The following is an 18,760-nucleotide window of genomic DNA, read 5'->3' as shown; positions in this document are numbered from 1 at the left end:
TGAACACCTGTCGGCGGAACTGGCCCGCATGGGGCGCGAGAAATGGGTCGCCGAGGAACTGCGCGTGCTCACCGACCCGGCCACCTATTACACCCTCCCCGAGGACGCGTGGAAGCGCGTCAAGACCCGCACCCATTCGGGCCGCTTTCTTGCGATCGTGCGCGAACTGGCACGCTTCCGCGAAGAGTACGCGCAGCGCCGCGACGTTCCGCGCTCGAGGGTGTTCAAGGACGATGCGCTGATCGAACTGGCCTCGACCAAGCCGGTCACGATGGCCGATCTGGGGCGTTCGCGGCTGGTACAGCGCGAGGCGCGGCGCGGCGAGATCGCCGAGGGCATCCTCGCCGCGGTGAAGGCCGGGGTCGAGTGCCCGCCCGAAAACTACCCCCGTACCGACACCAGCCGCGACAAGTTGCAGGTCAACCCGGCATTGGCCGACCTGCTGCGGGTGTTGCTGAAGATGAAATCCGAGGAATCGGGCGTCGCGGCCAAGCTGGTCGCGCCGGCGGCCGATCTGGATGCCATCGCCGGGGGCATGCGCGACGTGCCGGCGCTCGGCGGTTGGCGGCACGAGGTGTTCGGCCGCGATGCCCTGCGGCTGTGCGCCGGCGAGATCGCGCTGTCGGCCGAAGGGTCGGCGGTGCGTATCGTCGAGCTTTAGGCAGGCCGGGTCACCCGCGGCGGCGCCTCAGCGGCGCACGCTGCGCAGGTTGTCCTGACCGATCACCTCGATGGTGCGGATGCCCTGTAGTTTCTGGTCGGTCACCGAAGCGGCGGCGACGACTCGGCGCCCGGTCTCGGGGCCGCCCCGCGGCGCGCGGGCCGGCAACCTGGCGCGCATCTCGTAGCTCAGCTTGGCGGCGTCGGCATTGTCACGCGCCACCAGCACCACGTCGAAGGCGCCGGCGCTTGCCGCCAGCCCCTCGGCCTTGATCACTGCACCGCCGGGGACGCGGTCGACCGTCATGTCGGTGACCCGCGCGATCAGCGGTCCGGGCACGGGGGCGTCGCGGCGTTGTTTGCGTGCCGCGCGCTGCGGGATCAGCGGGTTGGTCTCTTGCACACGCTCGACGCTTTCCGACCGGCTCTGCCCGAACCAGTTGAAGGGGTTGAGCCGCGACTCGCGCACCGTTCCGCAAGCCGACAGCGTCAGCGCCGCGACGACGAATAGCGTGATGGGTCTGCGCATGAGCTTCGCTCCGGGTTTGGCCACTGGTTGAGCCGTTATCGCGGGCAATGGGCGCCGACGCAAGGGCGGGGCTGGACCTTTGCGCGCACCACCCCTAACTCAGGGGCACAGCTATGAGAGGGGCCGCCGATGGCAACGCAGGCATTCGAGGACATCGTCGCCGATTTCGAGTTTCTCGACGACTGGGAAGACCGCTACCGCTACGTGATCGAGAAAGGCAAGGAGATGGAGCCGCTCGACCCCGCGCTGCGGGTGCCGGCAACCAAGGTCGAGGGCTGTGCCAGCCAGGTCTGGCTGCACTCGACGATCGAGTCGGGCCGCTTCCGGTTCGACGGCGAAAGCGATGCGATGATCGTGCGCGGGCTGATCGCGGTGTTGCGCGCGCTCTACAACGATCTGCCGGTCGCCGAGGTGGTGCGCGTCGACGCGCCCGCCGAACTGGCGCGGCTGGGGCTCAACGATCACCTGTCGGCGCAACGCTCGAACGGGCTGCGCGCGATGGTCGAGCGCATCCGCAGCGTCGCGGCGCAGGCCGCGTAACCCCCGGTACGATTCAGCCGTCCGAATTGTACGCGGTTTTCGCCTCAAGTGCGCGCCAGCCGATATCGCGGCGGCAGAACCCATCGGGCCAGTCGATCCGGTCCACCATCGCATAGGCGCGATCGCGCGCCTCGGCCAGCGTGGCCCCGCGCGCGGTCAGGTTCAGCACCCGCCCCCCGTTGGCGACAAAGCGCCCGTCGCGGCGGCCCGTGCCGGCGTGAAAGCAGATGCGGTTGCCGTCTTCCGGCAGGCCGTCGAGCCCGCCGATGACGCTGCCCTTCTCGTAAGGACCGGGGTAGCCGCGGGCGGCCATGACCACGGTCATGGCATGGTCGTCGGCCCAGTTGACGCGCGCTTCGGCCAGCTTGCCGGCGGCCGCCGCCTGCATCAGGTCGAGCGCCTGCGCGCCCAGCCGCATCATCAGCACCTGCGCCTCCGGGTCGCCGAAGCGCACGTTGTATTCCACCAGCCGCGGCTGCCCGTCGCTGATCATCAACCCGGCGTAAAGCACCCCGCGATAGGGCGTGCCGCGCCGGGCCAGTTCGGCCACGGTGGGGCGGATGATCTGCTCAAGCGCCCTTTCCGCGACCGCGTCGGTCATCACCGGGGCGGGCGAATAGGCGCCCATGCCACCGGTGTTGGGGCCGGTGTCGCCTTCGCCGGCGCGCTTGTGGTCCTGCGCGGTGCCGATGGGCAGCACGTTTTCGCCGTCCACCAGCACGAAGAACGACGCCTCCTCGCCCTCCATGAATTCCTCGATCACCACCTCGGCGCCGGCGGTGCCGAACTCGCCGCCGAACATGTCGTCTATGGCCGCGAGCGCCTGTGCCTCGGTCTCGGCGACGATCACGCCCTTGCCGGCGGCCAGCCCGTCGGCCTTGACCACGATCGGCGCGCCGGTCTGGCGGACATGGGCGCGCGCCGCGTCGGCATCGGTGAAGCGCGCGTAGCGCGCCGTGGGGGCGCCCACGGCATCGCAGATTTCCTTGGTGAACGCCTTGGATGCCTCCAGCCGCGCCGCGCCCGCATCCGGGCCGAACACCAGCAGCCCCGCGTCGCGCAGCCGGTCGGCGATACCGGCGGCCAGCGGCGCCTCGGGGCCGATGATCACGAACTCGATGGCGTTGGCCTCGCAGAACGCGGTCACGGCGGCGCCGTTTTCGATGTCGAGATCGGCGCAGTCGGCGATTTCGGCGATACCGGCATTGCCGGGCGCCACGATCAGCTTGTCGCACTTGGGGTTCTGCATCGCCGCCCACGCCAGGCTGTGTTCGCGCCCCCCGCCGCCGAGGATCAGGATGTTCATTGTCGGCGCTCTCCTGCTTGGCCTTCGCTGCGCTGCGTTCTAAGGTGGCGCGCAGTCAGACACAAGGTGCGCGCATGTCAGACCTGATCGACGATGGCCCGGACGGCCCCGAGGGCCCCAACGGCGGCAATGCCCCCGAATTCAGCGTCAGCGAACTGTCGGGCGCGATCAAGCGCGTGATCGAGGGCGAATTCGGCCATGTCCGCCTGCGCGGCGAGGTCGGGCGCGTGGCGCGGCCGCGCTCGGGGCATCTGTACCTTGATCTCAAGGACGACCGCGCGGTGATCGCCGGGGTGATCTGGAAAGGGGTGGCAGCGCGGCTGAGCACCCAGCCCGAGGAAGGCATGGAGGTGATCGCCACCGGCCGCCTGACCACCTTCGGCGGGCAGTCGAAATACCAGATCGTGATCGAGGATATCCAGCCCGCCGGGCAGGGCGCGCTGATGGCGATGCTGGAGCAGCGCAAGAAAAAGCTGGCCGCCGAGGGCCTGTTCGAGGCGTCGCACAAGGCGGCATTGCCGTTCCTGCCCGAGGTGATCGGGGTGGTTACATCGCCTTCGGGGGCGGTGATTCGCGACATCCTGCACCGGCTGCGCGAGCGGTTTCCCCGCAAGGTGCTGATCTGGCCGGTGGCGGTGCAGGGCGCGGCCTGCGCGCCAGAGGTGGTGCGCGCGATCCGCGGCTTCAACGCGCTGGTGCTCGGCGGCGCGCTGCCGCGGCCCGACGTTCTGATCGTGGCGCGCGGCGGTGGCTCGATCGAAGATCTGTGGGGCTTCAACGAGGAAGAGGTGGCGCGCGCCGCCTTCGCCTCCGACATCCCGCTGATCTCGGCGGTGGGGCACGAAACCGACACCACGCTGATCGACTTCGCGGCCGACAAGCGCGCGCCCACGCCTACGGCGGCGGCGGAAATCGCTGTACCGGTGCGCATGGACCTGCTGAGCTGGCTTGACGGGCAGTCGTCTCGCCTGGTGCGGGCACTAACGACGACCGTGGGGCAACGCGGCCAGCGGCTGCGCGACCTGGCCCGCGCCATGCCCCGCGCCGAGCGCCTGCTGGACGGGCCGCGCCAGCGCCTCGATACCTGCGCCGAGCGGCTGCCGGCGGGGCTGGTCCGCTCGGTGCAACTGCGCCGGGTGCGGCTGTCGGAGAGCGCCGGCGCGTTGCGCCCGGGCCTGCTGCGGCGCGCCGTGGCGGCGGATGCGCAGCGGCTTGAGAATACCGCGGCGCGGCTCAATCTGCATGCGTTGCGCGCCGATCTGCGCCGCCGTCGCAGCGATCTGGACAACGTGAGTGCGCGATTCCACGCCGTGGCTGCGCGCCAGACAGGCGACTGGCGCCGGCGGCTGGAGGCCACCGAGCGGTTGCGCGAAACCCTGGGCTACGAGGCGACGCTGGCGCGCGGCTATGTTGTGGTCTGGAGCGGCGACCATGTCCTGACCCGCAAGGCCGAGGCCGCCCGGGCCGGCGCGCTGGAGCTGCAATTCGCCGATGGCCGGCTGCGTGTCGGTGACCCCGGCGGGCGGGCGCGCAAGGCGCGGCGCGGCGACGACACGCCGCCCGAACAGGGCAGCTTGCTGTGAACGCGCGGCGGCGGCCGAAATATCGCGTGTGCGCGCGCACGGGCGGCTTTCGCGCCCCGGCGCGATAGGGTAGGTGAGCGGCATGGAATTGACCGTTCGGGATCTTGGCGTGGCGCGCGGGGGCGTGCCGGTGCTGGAGGGCGTCAGCTTTGCCGTGTCAGCGGGCGAGGTGCTGATCCTGCGCGGCCCCAACGGCATCGGCAAGACGACGCTGTTGCGTACCGTGGCCGGGCTGCAACCGCCGATCGGCGGGCGTATCGGGCTGGAGCGCGAGGCGATGGCCTATGCCGCCCATGCCGATGGCATCAAGGCCACCCTTTCGGTGCGCGAGAACCTGGAATTCTGGGCGGATGTCTTTGCCACCGGCGATATCGGCCCGGCGCTTGATGCCTTCGAGCTGGACGCGCTGGCCGACCGGCCGGCGGGGGGGCTTTCGGCCGGGCAGAAACGGCGGCTGGGGCTGGCGCGGATGGTGGTCACCGGGCGCCCGGTCTGGGTTCTGGATGAGCCGACGGTGTCGCTTGACGTGCAGGCGGTGGGGCTGTTCGCCGCCGCGGTGCGCGCACACCTCGCCGGGGGCGGCCTGGCGCTGATGGCCACGCATATCGACCTTGGTCTGGAGGAGGCGCGGGTGCTCGACCTCGGGCCTTACCGGGCGCGGGCGCTGGCCCCGGACGATTTCGACGGGGCGTTCCTGTGATCGCGCTACTGGGTCGGGACATGCGGCTGGCGGTGCGCGCCGGCGGGGGCTTCGGGCTGGGGCTGGCGTTCTTCCTGATCGTGGTGACGCTGGTGCCCTTCGGCGTCGGCCCGCAAAGTGCCCTGCTGGCGCGGATCGCGCCGGGCATCCTGTGGCTGGGCGCGCTGCTGGCCTGCCTGCTGTCGCTGGATCGCATCTTTGCGCTGGACTGGGAGGACGGCTCGCTGGACCTGCTGGCAACCTCGCCGCTGCCGCTGGAGGCGGCGGTCAGCATCAAGGCGCTGGCGCACTGGCTGACATCGGCGGTACCGCTGATCGTGGCGGCGCCGCTGTTCGCGCTGTTGCTGAGCCTGCCGCAGGCGGGGTATGTGCCGCTGGTCGCGTCGCTGGCCCTTGGCACCCCGGCGCTCGGCGTCATCGGCACCTTCGGGGCGGCGTTGACGGTAGGGCTCAAACGTGGCGGTCTGCTGTTGTCGCTGCTGGTCTTGCCGCTGTACGTTCCGACCCTCATCTTTGGCGCCGAAATGGCGCGCCGCGGCACCGAGGGGCTGGACACGACAACGCCGATGTTGATGCTGGCGGGGATCAGTTTCGGCGTGATCGCGGTGCTTCCGTTCGCGTCGGCGGCGGTGCTGCGGGTCAATCTGCGATAGGAAAACGCCGGCAGGAGAGCCGGGCGAGAGAGGCAAGAGATGGCGTCGATCTGGCGATACGCGAACCCCAGGAAGTTCATCGAGACGACCGACCGCGTTCTGCCATGGGTCTCCACGGCGGCGCTGGCGGCGCTGGTGGCGGGGCTGGCCTGGGGTTTTTTCTTCACCCCCGACGATTACCGCCAGGGATCGACGGTCAAGATCATCTACCTGCACGTGCCCGCCGCGCTGATGGCGATCAACATCTGGATCATGATGCTGGTGGCCTCGCTGGTGTGGATCGTGCGGCGCCATCACGTCAGCGCCCTTGCGGCACGGGCGGCGGCCCCGGTGGGGGCGGTGATGACGGTGATCGCGCTGGTCACCGGCGCCATCTGGGGGCAGCCGATGTGGGGCACCTGGTGGGCGTGGGACCCGCGGTTGACCTCGTTTCTGATCCTGTTCCTGTTCTACCTGGGCTACATGGCGCTGTGGGCGGCGATCGAGAACGACGACACCGCCGCTGATTTGACCAGCGTGCTGTGCCTTGTCGGATCGGTGTTCGCGCTGCTCAGCCGCTACGCGGTGAATTTCTGGAACCAGGGCCTGCACCAGGGCGCGTCGCTGTCTCTGGACAAGGAAGAACATGTCGCCGACGTGTTTTACTACCCGCTGCTGCTGTGCATCGCGGGGTTCGTGCTGCTGTTCATCGCGCTGGTGTTCCTGCGCACGCAGACCGAAATACGTGCGCGGCGGATGCGCGCGCTTCAGGCACGCGAAAGGCTGGGATGATGATGCCGGAACTGGGGAAATACGCGGGTGCGGTGCTGTCGTCCTACGCGGTGGCGATCGGGCTGATCGTGGCGCTGATCGTGGTTAGCGTGCTGCGCGCGCGCCGGGTGAAACGCGACCTTGAAGAGGTCGAGAATCGGGGGCGGGGCAATGGCACGCATTAGACCCATGATCGCGGTGCCGCTACTGGCCTTCGTGGCGGTCGCGGTGATGTTCTGGCTCGGCATGGCGCGCGAAAACCCCGACGAGCTACCCTCCGTGCTGACTGGCAAACAGGCGCCGGGCGTGGCGCTGACGCGGCTTGGCGAGGCGCCGCCGTTCGACGGTGCCGACCTGCGCGACGGAGAGATCGCGCTGGTCAACTTCTGGGCGTCGTGGTGCGTGCCGTGCCGGGTGGAACACCCCAACCTCGAAAAGCTGGCCGGCGAGGGCGTCACCATCTACGGCGTGAATTACAAGGACAAGCCCGCCGATGCGCTGGGCTTCCTCGATGAACTGGGCAACCCGTTCGCCGCCATCGGGGCCGATGAACAGGGCAAGATGGGGCTCGAGTGGGGCGTCTACGGCGTGCCTGAAACCTTTCTGATCGACGGGCAGGGCCGCATCGTTATGCGCCATGCCGGGCCGATCACACAGCGGGTGATCGACAACACGCTGCGCCCGGCGATGGAGCGGGCGCGAGGCGGTTGAGTGGCCCCCCGCGGGCGAATGACGGTTAACACCTTGAAACGGCGCGAAAATGCGGGGCGGTAACGCGTCGGTATCCTGTCGGTATCGCGTCGGTGCCACGGCCGCCGGGGGCCGGGTTACCACGGCGCGCGGTGGTTGTGCGCGCGCGGCCGCGCCACCGCGCATCGTCATGCCGTAGGCATGCCTCCGGCATGACGATGCGCCCCTTGGCGGCAAGGACAGCCCTCGGAGCATCGCGCCCGCCTGCACGATTACCCGGACGCCCAGCACAAGTCGGGGTTCATAACCCCCTGCGGTCGCGCCGAGTCAGTACGAACTGACCACCGCTTCGAACTCGTCGGACAGCGGGCTCGACTTATGCACCAAGTCGTAATGGCAGACTATGCAGGTGATGTTCTTTTCCTTCGCTTCGACGTGTTGGCGCTGGCCGCGTGTGCGCTCCGGCTGGATCTTCTCCATCACGTGGCAACTACGGCAGTTCTCGCTGTCGTTGGCGACGAAGTCCATGCGTACCCGGTTGGCGGCGTCGAAGCGGATCCCCTCGAACTCCTCGACCGTGTCGATACCCTTGATGACGCTGGAATAGAGATCGCGCGTCCCCTTGATGTGGTCGACATAGGCGCCGAGCAGGTTCTCGGAGATATGGCAGTCCTTGCATTGTGGCACGACGCCGGTCTTCGTCGTTCCGTGCGCCGATTCCTTCAACTCGGCCGCGACGGTGGCCGTCATGACGTGGCAGGTATTGGCACAAAACTTGTTCGAGGAGAAATAGCGGTCGACGCCGTCCGCGACCGGCGCTCCGACCAGCACGCCGACGGTGAGGCCGATGAGTGCGGCAAAGCCCGCGAGCCCGCCAATCCATTTCAAGACACGCATGTTGTCTCCGCCCGTTGCTATGTTTCCTGGGGAGGGGCCGGCGCATACGCGCACCGGCCCCGGAGGCCCTTGGCAGTTGCTCAGGGCAGCTTCGTTGCCTCAATGTCACCGTCAGCGCCAAACCCGATCGAGCGCGGGAAGCCGACGAAGTGGAAGCGGGTGGTGACGTTGTCGTCGTGAACCGCAAACCCGTAGGTGTAAGACTTGCCTTCCTCGAGAATCTTGTCGTCCTCGGGGTGGCCCGTGTTCATCTTGCGGGTGAAGACGACGGTCCAGACGCCCTCTTTCCATTCGCTCGTCACCTGGTTGTTGTCGGCGGCCGAGCCCTTGGCATCGACGCGGCTCACCAGCCGACCGGGCAGCACGTCGCCTTCCTTCCAGCCTGCATCAGGGTCGTAGGGCGCCGCGTTCGCCTCGCGGACCAGCGCGTAGGGCTTCGACGGGTCGCCGATATCGTCCACGGTGATTGCCTTCACGCCGACCTCGCTGGCGTCGAACATGTATTTCGGCGTCATGGTCTTGCGGTCGACGTTCCAGCTATACGGGCCTTTGCCGGCGTCGGACAGGCGGTATTCGAGGACGTATCCGTCGTCAGCCATGTCGACGATCGCGCTGCGCGCAGCCCGCCATTGCATCAGGTCGACGAACCCGCCATGCGCCTTGATCTCGGCGATCTCTTCGGCCGTCTTGGTGGCGTCCCAGCTCGCTTCCTCGTCGGTGCGCGATGAGAGCAGATACTTGCGGATATCGCCCTTGTTCAGCCCGTCGCTACCCAGAACAGGGTTTGCTGCGATCTCATCCCTGGTCGGCTCCTCGGGCATGTCGCGCATGCCGGTGTGGCACGAAAGCCAACAGCCCTGCTCGGCAAACATCGGCACCGAGCCGTCATCGACCATAATCGCCAGCCGGTCCTCGTAGAGCGGCGGCTCTTCGCCGCTGCGCACTTCCGCCGACGAGCGCGGGCCGCCGTAGAATTTCCAGCCCTCACCATCGTAGCGGATGTAGCTGTGCATCTGGCCGGGACGGTCCATCTGGGTCGGCCACCGGAAGCGGAAATAGGCGTTCTCGTCGTCGTAGGCGACCTGGACTTTCAGATCGACGCTGCCGTTCTTGCCTTCGATCGGGGCAGGCTCCAGGCGCTCGCCCGAGGCGATGAATTCCCCCATATCCGCCTCTTCGCCCTCGTGGCAGGACGCGCAGGCGTCGCCCTCAGCCACCTTCGTGAAAGCGCGTTTGTGGTCCGAACTACGCAGCCAGTCATAGGAACTCTGCCCCGGATAGAACAGGGTTACCGTCTCTGTTGGGATTGCCGACCAGTCCGCCGGCGGTTCGGCTTGCGCCGCCCCGGCCCAGCCGAGCGCGGCGACAGCTCCCAGCCCGAGCACTGCCGTTGATGTCATCCGTCGTTTCATTGGATAGCCTCCTATGATGTATGTCCCGTTGTTTCCAACGACCATCAGCGAGGCAGAGCTTTCTGAAGCGGTGGCCATCAATGACGGCTTATGAAGACACGGAATCTTTAGATCAAAGAAATCACCGCAGCGTTGATCTGGGTTAATGAACAATGAAAATCTTGGACGGCTCTTTTTGGCAGGTGCGACTCAAGCCCCGGCCCCAGCCTGACCGGCGCGGCGCTGCCGCGCCCTGGCGAGACGATGGGTCTGGCGGTGGTGCCCGAAAACCTGCACCTGTTCGCCCCCGAAACGGGGCGGCGGCTGGAGTGAACGGTCGCGGCGCCCCGGTCGGGCGCCCCGGCCTCAGTCGGCGACGCGCCAGGCCAGGTCGAATCCCGGGTCGAACACGGTGACAACGCCGTCCGGCGTGTCGATACGGGCCGGCCCCGGCTCCGGCGTGCCCTTCGTCAGGGTGATCGTGTCGCCATTTACCGGCAGGCGATAGAATTCCGCCCCGTGGCGCGAGGCGAACCCTTCGAGGCGGTCCAGCGCATCCTCTTGCTCGAACACATGCGCCAGGATCGGCAGGGTGTTCGGGGCCGTGAAGCAGCCGGCGCAGCCGCAGGGGCTGAGCTTGTTGGCGTCGGTATGCGGGGCACTGTCGGTGCCCAGGAAGAACCGCGCGTCGCCCCCGGTAGCGGCGGCACGCAGGGCCAGGCGGTGCTTTTCGCGCTTGGCGACCGGCAGGCAGTAGTAATGCGGCCTGATCCCGCCCGCCAGGATGTGGTTGCGGTTGATGACCAGGTGATGCGTGGTGATGGTGGCGCCCAGCCCGGTATCGGCGGATTTGACGTAGTCCACGCCGTCGGCGGTGGTGATGTGTTCCATCACCACGCGCAGGTCGGGCGTGGCGCGGCGGATCGGGTCGAGCACGCGGTCGATGAACACCGCCTCGCGGTCGAAGATGTCGACGCCCGGGTCGGTCACCTCACCGTGTACGCACAAGGGGCAGCCGATCTCGGCCATGCGCTCGAGCACCGGGCGGATGCGGTCGAAATCGCGCACCCCCGAGGCCGAGTTGGTGGTCGCCCCCGCCGGGTAGAGCTTGACCGCCGCGATCAGGCCTTCGGCATGGGCGGCGGCCACGTCGTCAGGGTCTGTGTCCTCGGTCAGGTAGAGGGTCATCAGCGGCTCGAACGTCATGCCGTCGGGCAGGGCCGCCATGATCCGGGCGCGGTAGCTTGTGGCCTGCGCGCCGGTCACCACCGGCGGCACCAGGTTGGGCATGACGATGGCGCGGGCGAAATGGCGCGCCGTCGCGGGCAGCACCGCGCGCATCATCGCGTCATCGCGCAGGTGCAGGTGCCAGTCGTCGGGGCGGGGCAGGGTGATCGTGGTGCGCATGCGCCGAGTCAATACAGCACATGCACGTCCCGCGCCAGCGGCGTCTGGGGCTCAGGCGTCGTCGCCGCCGCTCTCGCCGCCGCCGTCACCGGGGCTGTCGGTATCCTCGGGCGGGGCGAACTTTTGTTCCAGCACCCGCAGGCGGCGCCGAATCCGCGGTCCGCGAATCCGCGTCAGGGCGTTGCGGCACACCGCCATTTCCAGCATCGGACGGTCCTGTGCGGCGAGCCGGGCCATCAGGCGCTGGATGTAGGGCCCGTGATTGCGCCGACGACGCAGTATTTCGGCGAAGCGCGGGCGCGTGAGCGTCTCGTCGGCCACCGCTTCGACCAGCGGGTAAAGCAGGTCGAGCGCGATCAGGTCGCCCTGGATCGCGCCGCCCATGTTGCGCAGGCGCAGCCGGGTCACGTTGGGCGCCTCGAACAGCGTCGCGTGCATGGCGTCGAGCGTCTCGTAGGGGTCGTAAAGGATGAAGGCGTGATCCGCCGCATCCAGCATGTCGGGGGCATAGCCGTAGCGGTCGCTGAACGAGGTACGGCGCATGTGCACGAACCGGTCGTCCCATTCCGTCAGCCGCGCATCGAGCGTGGCCTGCGGCTGGACTGCCAGCACCCGTGCACCCGGCGCGGCGACCGAGAAGGCGGCGGCGGCATAGCCGCAGGGGCCGGCGCCGTAGTAGATGACGCGGTCGAATTCCTCGAAGAAGCCGTCATCGACCAGCCGGTCGAAATAGCCGTAAACCGCGCGATCCCGAAACCAGGTGTCGCCGTCGCTGATCAGGGCCAGGTGGGACCAGCCCCACGCCTCGGCCAGTTCCCAGCCCAGGGGGTGCGCGGTGTCTGAAAGCGCCGCGATGCCCTGGATGCTTTCGAAGGTGACAAGCAGCGTGTCGCCGGCGCGCACCAGCGCCGCGTTGTGGTCGGGGCCGAGCGATTCGAGGCCGCCATGGGGGCCGATGACCCCGGCGACGGCGTTGAGCCAGTCGTCGCGCCCAAGCCCGGCGAGGGAGGTCTCGGTCAATCGTGGCGTATCTGACATGTTACTCGTCCTTGCGGTGTTCTTGTCGGCGCCTGTGGTGCGGCGTCCTTGGAAAGCAGGCTATGCGGGCAATGGGGCGAAACTTGGAAAAAATGGTGCTGTTTCCGGGCTATTGTTCGACCGCATGCCTGCCCGGTCCGAAACGCCGCGGCTTGACGGCGCGGCGCCCGGCTTGCAACTGTTCGGCCTTGCGCGGTGCGGTGCGACCGACCCGCCGATCTGGCAATTCTATCGAGGGGCCGCCATGGCAGATGTGGAATCGATCGACTCGGTACAGGCGGCGCTGGCCGGGCAGGATTACGTCTGCGGGCGGGCGCTGGCAACGGTGGTTTTCCTGTCGCTGCGCCTTGGCCGACCGCTGTTTCTGGAGGGCGAGGCCGGCACCGGAAAGACCGAGATCGCCAAGGCCATCGCCGCCGCGCACGGGCGGAGGCTGATCCGGTTGCAATGCTACGAGGGGCTCGATGCCGCGAGCGCCGTCTACGAGTGGAACTTCGCAGCGCAGATGATCGCCATCCGCACCATGGAAGCAGCCGGCGGCGGGGATCGCGCGGCGCTGAAATCGGAACTGTTTTCAGAAGATTACCTGATCGAGCGGCCGCTGTTGCAGGCCATGCGCCCGCAGCCCGAGGGCGCGCCGGTGCTGCTGATCGACGAGGTCGACCGCACCGACGAGCCGTTCGAGGCGTTCCTGCTGGAGGCGCTGAGCGATTTCCAGGTCACCATCCCCGAACTGGGCACCGTGCGTGCGCCCGAGCCGCCGATCGTGATCCTGACCTCGAACCGCACCCGCGAGGTGCACGACGCGCTCAAGCGGCGGTGCCTGTATCACTGGGTGGATTACCCGGACTTCGAGCGTGAGATGGAGATCCTGCGCGCCCGGGCGCCGGAAGCGTCGGAGGCGCTGTCGCGCGAGGTGGTGGCCTTCGTGCAGCGGTTGCGCACCGAGGACCTGTTCAAGAAACCGGGCGTGGCCGAAACCATCGACTGGGCCAAGTGCCTGCTGGCGCTGGACGTGATCAGCCTCAGCCCCGAGGTGATCGCCGACACCCTGGGCGCGTTGCTGAAATACCAGGACGACATCGCGCGGCTGCAAGGGTCCGAGGCCAGGCGCCTGCTGGACGAGGCGCGCACCGGCATCGACGCGGCGCAATGACCGGCGGCCGGGCCGGGGCGCTGCCCCCGTCGCCTGGCGCCACTCTTCCCGCTCCGGGGATAGATGTGGCCGGATGAATCAGCCGGCGTGTGCGGTGCATGTGCGGTCGCGGACCCGAGGCCGCCCCTTCCTGCGGCACGCTGCGCGGGCAGATTATTGCGGGTCGGCCCCTTGCGGCTCGGTGGGCGCGACACTAAGACTCCGTTATCACTTGGTGATCAACGATGACCCCTCACTTGCAGGCAGGCGGAAATGACTGACCCTTTCGAGACCTACATGAACACTTTGGTTCCCATGGTGGTCGAGCAGACCAGCCGCGGCGAACGCGCCTACGACATCTTCTCGCGGCTGCTGAAAGAGCGGATCATCTTCGTCAGCGGGCCGGTCCATGATGGGATGTCCAGCCTGATCGTGGCACAGCTCCTGCACCTGGAGGCCGAAAACCCCAGCAAGGAAATCAGCATGTATATCAACAGCCCCGGCGGTGTGGTCACCAGCGGGCTGTCGATCTACGACACGATGCAGTACATCAAGCCCAAGGTCAGCACGCTGGTGATCGGGCAGGCGGCCTCGATGGGGTCGCTGCTGCTGACGGCGGGTGCCAAGGGGATGCGCTATTCGCTGCCCAACAGCCGCATCATGGTGCACCAGCCGTCGGGCGGCTATCAGGGCCAGGCGACCGACATCATGATTCACGCCGAAGAAACGCTGAAGCTGAAAAAGCGTCTCAACGAGATCTATGTCAGACACACCGGGCAGACGCTCGACAATGTCGAGAAGGCGCTGGAGCGCGACCATTTCATGTCGCCCGAGGACGCCCGCGACTGGGGCCTGGTCGACGAGATCGTCGCCAGCCGCGAGGCGGCCGAGGATGCGGACGGCGGCAAGGAAGGCTGACGCGCACCGGGGCGACGTTGCGCACCAGGATCACGCTTGGGTGATGGGTGATGAATTTGACGTTGTGACCGGCTTGGGCCTGACCTAGGCTGGGACCTGAAAACCTGCGCACCGTCCGGACGCGGTGGAAGCAGCCGATGAGCGAGGCCGAAAGGAACGATATGGCAACGAATTCAAGCGGCGACAGCAAGAACACCCTCTATTGCAGCTTCTGCGGCAAGAGCCAGCACGAGGTGCGAAAGCTGATTGCCGGACCGACGGTGTTCATCTGCGACGAATGCGTCGAGCTGTGCATGGACATCATCCGCGAGGAAACGAAATCGGCCGGATTGAAATCGACCGAGGGCGTGCCGGCGCCCGGCGATATCTGCGCGGTGCTCGACGATTACGTGATCGGGCAGGCGCGCGCCAAGCGGGTGCTTTCGGTCGCGGTGCACAACCACTACAAGCGGCTCAACCATTCCGCCAAGAGCAGCGATATCGAGCTGTCCAAATCGAACATCCTGCTGATCGGGCCCACGGGTTGCGGCAAGACGCTGCTGGCGCAGACGCTGGCGCGCATCCTCGATGTGCCGTTCACCATGGCCGACGCCACAACGCTGACCGAGGCGGGATATGTGGGCGAGGATGTCGAGAACATCATCCTCAAGCTGTTGCAATCAAGCGAATACAACGTCGAGCGCGCGCAGCGCGGCATCGTTTATATCGACGAGATCGACAAGATCACCCGTAAGTCGGAAAACCCCTCGATCACCCGCGACGTGTCGGGCGAGGGGGTGCAGCAGGCGCTGCTGAAGATGATGGAAGGCACCGTCGCCAGCGTGCCGCCACAGGGCGGGCGCAAGCACCCGCAGCAGGAATTCCTGCAGGTGGATACCACCAACATCCTGTTCATCGTCGGCGGGGCGTTTTCCGGCCTCGACCGGATCATCGCGCAGCGCGGCAAGGGCAGCGCCATGGGGTTCGGTGCCGATGTCAAGGATCCCGACGAGGGCAATGCCGGCAAGATGTTGAAGGATCTGGAGCCCGAGGACTTGCTGAAGTTCGGGCTGATCCCCGAGTTCGTCGGGCGCCTGCCCGTTATCGCGACGCTGGAGGACCTGGACGAGGACGCGCTGGTCACCATCCTGACAGAGCCCAAGAACGCCCTGGTCAAGCAGTACCAGCGCCTGTTCGAGCTGGAGGAAGCCGAGCTTTCCTTCACCGATGACGCGCTCAAGGCGATTGCCAAACGGGCGATCGCGCGCAAGACCGGCGCGCGGGGGCTGCGCTCGATCCTGGAGGGCATCCTGCTCGACACGATGTTCGAGTTGCCCGGCGCCGAGGGCGTGGTCGAAGTGGTGGTCAACGAGGAATCGGTGACCCACGGCGTTCCGCCGTTGATGATCTACGCCGAGGACAAGAAGGAAAGCGCCAGCGCCGGCTGAGCCCCCGAGGCGCTGACGGCACGAGTAGCGAGGCGAGGCGGGCCCCTCTTAGGGGTCCGCCGGTTTCGTTGGTGGGCGACGGCCTTGGCGGGGGCTCTGCCCCCGTCGCCGCGGATGGCGATTGAGGGCGCGCGCCACTGGACCTTTGCGCGCAAATCGGTCATATCGGACGGGAAACGAGGCGGAGGTCCCGATGGGCATTCTCAATACTCTTCTGCGCGCCGTGACCTGGTGGAACGGTCAGACGCTCACCACCCAGCTTTACACTTGGCGATACGGCGAAAAGGTGGGCGAGGACGAGCAGGGCAACAAGTTCTACATCAGTGGCGACGGCACGCGCCGCTGGGTCATCTATAACGGCGAGGTCGAGGCCAGCCGGATCAGCCCCGACTGGCACGGATGGTTGCATCACACCTTCGACGAGGTGCCAAGCGAGGCGCCGCTGCGCCATAAGCCGTGGGAAAAACCGCACCAGGAAAACCTGACCGGCACGGCGATGGCCTATGCGCCGAGCGGGTCGATCCGGCGCGCGCATCCGCAGGAGGCCCGCGACTACGAGGCCTGGAAACCGCAATAGGGGCGGCGCCGTCATGTCGGAGAACACCACCGAAGTCATCACCGGCGGCGCGGTGCTGGCGATCGCGATCGGCTTTCTGGGTTATGCGTCGCAGGTAACGGGGCTTTCGACGACGACGGAGCGCGGGTATCCGCTGACCGCTTCTTTCCGGTCACTGGAAGGTGTGAACGTGGGCAGCGACGTGCGCCTTGCCGGCGTCAAGATCGGGGCCGTGACGCAGATCGCGCTCAACCCGCAAACCTATCGCGCCGAAACCACGATCCGGGTGCGCGAGGGGGTCAAGATCCCCGACGACAGTTCCATCGTGATCGCGTCCGAGGGGCTTCTGGGGGGCAATTTCGTCGAAGTCGTGCCGGGCGGGTCGCTGTTCTATTTCGACCCGGGCGCCGAGATCGAGGATACCCAGGGCGCTGTCAGCCTGGTCTCTCTGCTGATGAAATTCGTCAGCGGGTCCGAGCAATGATTGCACGGCGGGGCATGATTCCGGCGATAGTGGCGGCGGCGCTGGCCGGCGCGGTGGCCGCCCAGGGCCAGGATGAGAAACCGGTCAGCACCGGCACCGGCGCGGTTCTGCGCACGCTTGACCGGATGGAAGGCACCACCCGCGATATCGAGTTGCGCGAGGGCGAGGCGGCGTCGTTCCACCGGTTGCGGATCAGCTTGCGCGAATGCCGCTACCCGACCGACAACCCCGCCGGCGAGGCCTATGCCTACCTGACGATACGCGAAGAAACCGCCACGGCGCCGGAATTCGCCGGCTGGATGCTGGCCAGCTCTCCGGCGCTCAATCCGCTCGATCACCCGCGCTACGACGTGTGGGTGTTGCGCTGCACCACCTCCTGAGCGGTGGCGGGCGGCGGGGCGTTGAAGTCCGCGTCGTGGGTCAACGCCTCGGCCAGGGCGCGGCGGTAGCGGGCGCGCGGAATCTCGATACCGCCGAGAGAGGCGAGGTGCGGCGTCACGAACTGCGTGTCGAACAGGATGAATCCACCGCGGCGCAACCTGTCGACCAGGTAGGCCAGCGCGATTTTCGACCCGTCTGTGCGCCGCGAGAACATGCTTTCGCCGAAAAAGGCGCCCCCAAGGGCCAGGCCGTATACCCCGCCCACCAGTACACCATCCTGCCGGACCTCCAGGCAATGGGCATGGCCCATGTCGTGCAGCCGGCAAAACAGATCGCGGATCTGCGCGTTGATCCAGGTCTGTTCGCGGTCGGCACAGGCGTCGATCACGGCGGCGAAATCGCTGTCGACGCGGATGTCGTACCCCCCCTGCCGCAGGCGCCGCGCCAGCGAGCGCGATATGTGGAAGCCGTCGAGCGGGAGGATGCCGCGACGACGCGGATCGACCCAGAACAGCTCGTCGTCGTCGCGGTGCTCGGCCATCGGAAAGATGCCCGACGCATAGGCGTGCAGGACAAGATCGGGCGTGATGGCAGGGTCGTCGTCGCGGGGCATGAGCAGGGCGGCGCCGGGTCGGCGCGCGATAGGCAAGGGGCGGCCCGTCAGCCGCCCATGTTGGTTTCCAGCCAGTGTTCCAGCCAGTGGATGTTGTAGTTGCCGCTTTGCAGGTCGGGTTCGGCCAGCAGGGCGTGAAACAGCGGCACGGTGGTGTCGACACCATCCACGATCAGCTCGCCCAGGGCCCGGTTCAGTCGCGCCAGCGCCTCGGTGCGGTCGCGTCCGTGGACGATCAGCTTGCCGATCAGGCTGTCGTAAAAGGGCGGTATCCGGTAGCCGTCGTAAAGCGCGCTGTCCATGCGTATGCCCAGGCCGCCGGGGGCGTGATACTGGGTGATGGTGCCGGGGCAGGGCGAGAAATTGGGCAGTTTCTCGGCGTTGATGCGCACCTCGATGGCGTGGCCGTTCAGGTGCAGCTCATCCTGGGTGAACGACATCGGCCAGCCTTCGGCGACGCGGATCTGTTCGCGCACCAGGTCGACGCCGAACACCGCCTCGGTCACCGGGTGCTCGACCTGCAAGCGGGTGTTCATCTCGATGAAGTAGAACGCGCCGTCCTCGTAGAGAAACTCGATCGTGCCGGCGCCGGCATAGTTGATGCTGGCGACCGCGTCGGCGCAAATCTTGCCAATGCGGGCGCGCTCCTCGGGCGTGATGGTGGGGCCGGGGGCCTCTTCCAGAACCTTCTGGTGGCGCCGCTGGAGCGAGCAGTCGCGCTCGCCCAGATGCACGGCGCCGCCCTTGCCGTCGCCGAAGACCTGCACCTCGATATGTCGGGGCGTCTGCAGGTACTTCTCGATATAGACCTCGTCGTTGCCGAAGGCGGCCTTCGATTCCGAGCGCGCGGTCAGGAACGCGCTTTCCATGTCGGCGGCGGTCTCGGCCACCTTCATGCCGCGCCCGCCGCCGCCAGCGGTGGCCTTGACGATCACCGGATAGCCCATGTCATCGGCCAGCGCACGGGCCTGGGCGAGGTCGGCCACGCCGCCCTCGGAGCCCGGAACGCACGGCACGCCGAGATTCTTCATCGTTTCCTTGGCGGTGATCTTGTCGCCCATGACGCGGATGTGTTCGGCGGTCGGGCCGATGAAGGTCAGGC

At 67.4% G+C, this 18,760-nt stretch carries 22 protein-coding genes; 14 read left to right on the top strand and 8 right to left on the bottom strand.

The window, feature by feature from the left end; genetic code table 11:
- A partial coding sequence (locus Q0L89_RS07680) for an HRDC domain-containing protein (RefSeq protein WP_296763571.1) occupies positions 1 to 661 on the top strand: 661 nt, incomplete at its 5' end.
- A gap of 27 nt (positions 662 to 688) precedes the next feature.
- Here the strand turns inward: Q0L89_RS07680 and Q0L89_RS07675 are convergent.
- Positions 689 to 1,189 carry a hypothetical protein gene (locus Q0L89_RS07675; protein WP_296763569.1) on the bottom strand — a complete coding sequence of 167 codons (501 nt, stop codon included), beginning with the start codon at positions 1,187 to 1,189 and terminating at the stop codon, positions 689 to 691.
- 129 nt (positions 1,190 to 1,318) lie between these two features.
- On the opposite strand from Q0L89_RS07675, the gene Q0L89_RS07670 reads away from it, so the two are divergent.
- Entirely contained in the window at positions 1,319 to 1,729 is a 411-nt protein-coding gene (locus Q0L89_RS07670) for a SufE family protein (protein ID WP_296763568.1), read from the top strand.
- A 13-nt stretch (positions 1,730 to 1,742) separates the two neighbouring features.
- Here the strand turns inward: Q0L89_RS07670 and purD are convergent, their stop codons facing one another.
- A complete protein-coding gene (purD, locus tag Q0L89_RS07665; RefSeq protein WP_296763567.1) occupies positions 1,743 to 3,035 on the bottom strand; it encodes a phosphoribosylamine--glycine ligase in 1,293 nt (430 codons plus the stop codon).
- A gap of 74 nt (positions 3,036 to 3,109) precedes the next feature.
- Between purD and xseA the strand changes: the two genes are divergently transcribed.
- From xseA to Q0L89_RS07635, 6 genes are all read left to right on the top strand, one after another.
- Positions 3,110 to 4,618, top strand: coding sequence for an exodeoxyribonuclease VII large subunit (xseA, locus tag Q0L89_RS07660; protein WP_296763566.1), 1,509 nt, complete (start codon positions 3,110 to 3,112; stop codon positions 4,616 to 4,618).
- Between the two features lie 82 nt (positions 4,619 to 4,700).
- Entirely contained in the window at positions 4,701 to 5,318 is a 618-nt protein-coding gene (ccmA, locus tag Q0L89_RS07655; protein ID WP_296763565.1) for a heme ABC exporter ATP-binding protein CcmA, read from the top strand.
- Positions 5,315 to 5,971 carry a heme exporter protein CcmB gene (ccmB, locus tag Q0L89_RS07650; protein WP_296763564.1) on the top strand — a complete coding sequence of 219 codons (657 nt, stop codon included), beginning with the start codon at positions 5,315 to 5,317 and terminating at the stop codon, positions 5,969 to 5,971. Before ccmA ends, ccmB begins: the two co-directional genes overlap by 4 nt.
- A 39-nt stretch (positions 5,972 to 6,010) precedes the next feature.
- A complete protein-coding gene (locus Q0L89_RS07645) occupies positions 6,011 to 6,742 on the top strand; it encodes a heme ABC transporter permease (RefSeq protein ID WP_296763563.1) in 732 nt (243 codons plus the stop codon).
- Positions 6,742 to 6,906, top strand: a complete 165-nt coding sequence (gene ccmD / locus Q0L89_RS07640; protein WP_296763562.1) for a heme exporter protein CcmD — start codon at positions 6,742 to 6,744, stop codon at positions 6,904 to 6,906. The genes Q0L89_RS07645 and ccmD overlap by 1 nt, the downstream gene beginning before the upstream one ends.
- Positions 6,893 to 7,432, top strand: coding sequence for a DsbE family thiol:disulfide interchange protein (locus tag Q0L89_RS07635; protein WP_296763561.1), 540 nt, complete (start codon positions 6,893 to 6,895; stop codon positions 7,430 to 7,432). The genes ccmD and Q0L89_RS07635 overlap by 14 nt, the downstream gene beginning before the upstream one ends.
- Positions 7,433 to 7,738: 306 nt before the next feature.
- Here Q0L89_RS07635 and Q0L89_RS07630 read toward each other — a convergent pair whose 3' ends face one another.
- The 4 genes from Q0L89_RS07630 to Q0L89_RS07615 form a co-directional block, all read right to left on the bottom strand.
- Positions 7,739 to 8,308, bottom strand: a complete 570-nt coding sequence (locus Q0L89_RS07630) for a NapC/NirT family cytochrome c (protein WP_296763560.1) — start codon at positions 8,306 to 8,308, stop codon at positions 7,739 to 7,741.
- Positions 8,309 to 8,388: 80 nt separating this feature from the next.
- Positions 8,389 to 9,720, bottom strand: a complete 1,332-nt coding sequence (locus Q0L89_RS07625; RefSeq protein WP_296763559.1) for an ethylbenzene dehydrogenase-related protein — start codon at positions 9,718 to 9,720, stop codon at positions 8,389 to 8,391.
- Positions 9,721 to 10,065: 345 nt separating this feature from the next.
- Positions 10,066 to 11,106: a dihydroorotase gene (gene pyrC, locus Q0L89_RS07620; RefSeq protein WP_296763558.1), complete on the bottom strand. Its 1,041-nt coding sequence runs from the start codon at positions 11,104 to 11,106 to the stop codon at positions 10,066 to 10,068.
- A gap of 51 nt (positions 11,107 to 11,157) precedes the next feature.
- The gene (locus Q0L89_RS07615) at positions 11,158 to 12,144 is read right to left on the bottom strand and encodes a phosphoadenosine phosphosulfate reductase (protein ID WP_296763557.1); all 987 of its coding nucleotides are present in this window, start codon (positions 12,142 to 12,144) and stop codon (positions 11,158 to 11,160) included.
- A 244-nt stretch (positions 12,145 to 12,388) separates the two neighbouring features.
- Here Q0L89_RS07615 and Q0L89_RS07610 point away from each other — a divergent pair, with 244 nt between their 5' ends.
- From Q0L89_RS07610 to Q0L89_RS07585, 6 genes are all read left to right on the top strand, one after another.
- Complete coding sequence (locus tag Q0L89_RS07610; RefSeq protein ID WP_296763556.1) at positions 12,389 to 13,300, top strand: MoxR family ATPase; 912 nt, start codon at positions 12,389 to 12,391, stop codon at positions 13,298 to 13,300.
- Positions 13,301 to 13,552: 252 nt separating this feature from the next.
- Positions 13,553 to 14,197 carry an ATP-dependent Clp protease proteolytic subunit gene (locus tag Q0L89_RS07605; protein ID WP_296763555.1) on the top strand — a complete coding sequence of 215 codons (645 nt, stop codon included), beginning with the start codon at positions 13,553 to 13,555 and terminating at the stop codon, positions 14,195 to 14,197.
- Between the two features lie 161 nt (positions 14,198 to 14,358).
- Positions 14,359 to 15,624 carry an ATP-dependent Clp protease ATP-binding subunit ClpX gene (gene clpX, locus Q0L89_RS07600; protein WP_296763554.1) on the top strand — a complete coding sequence of 422 codons (1,266 nt, stop codon included), beginning with the start codon at positions 14,359 to 14,361 and terminating at the stop codon, positions 15,622 to 15,624.
- Positions 15,625 to 15,817: 193 nt separating this feature from the next.
- Complete coding sequence (locus Q0L89_RS07595) at positions 15,818 to 16,201, top strand: NADH:ubiquinone oxidoreductase subunit NDUFA12 (protein ID WP_296763553.1); 384 nt, start codon at positions 15,818 to 15,820, stop codon at positions 16,199 to 16,201.
- Between the two features lie 13 nt (positions 16,202 to 16,214).
- A complete protein-coding gene (gene mlaD, locus Q0L89_RS07590; protein WP_296763552.1) occupies positions 16,215 to 16,664 on the top strand; it encodes an outer membrane lipid asymmetry maintenance protein MlaD in 450 nt (149 codons plus the stop codon).
- Positions 16,665 to 16,678: 14 nt separating this feature from the next.
- Positions 16,679 to 17,044: a DUF2155 domain-containing protein gene (locus tag Q0L89_RS07585; protein WP_296763551.1), complete on the top strand. Its 366-nt coding sequence runs from the start codon at positions 16,679 to 16,681 to the stop codon at positions 17,042 to 17,044.
- Here the strand turns inward: Q0L89_RS07585 and aat are convergent.
- Together aat and Q0L89_RS07575 are read right to left on the bottom strand one after the other, a co-directional pair.
- Positions 17,008 to 17,658, bottom strand: coding sequence for a leucyl/phenylalanyl-tRNA--protein transferase (gene aat, locus Q0L89_RS07580; RefSeq protein ID WP_296763550.1), 651 nt, complete (start codon positions 17,656 to 17,658; stop codon positions 17,008 to 17,010). The two genes, Q0L89_RS07585 and aat, sit on opposite strands and share 37 nt — an antisense overlap.
- A 47-nt stretch (positions 17,659 to 17,705) precedes the next feature.
- The coding region (locus Q0L89_RS07575; RefSeq protein ID WP_296763549.1) for an ATP-grasp domain-containing protein at positions 17,706 to 18,760 on the bottom strand (1,055 nt) is incomplete at its 5' end.

This window comes from Sediminimonas sp. (genome assembly GCF_024637375.1).
GTDB lineage: Bacteria > Pseudomonadota > Alphaproteobacteria > Rhodobacterales > Rhodobacteraceae > Sediminimonas.
This window is presented reverse-complemented; position numbering and strand designations above follow the sequence as displayed.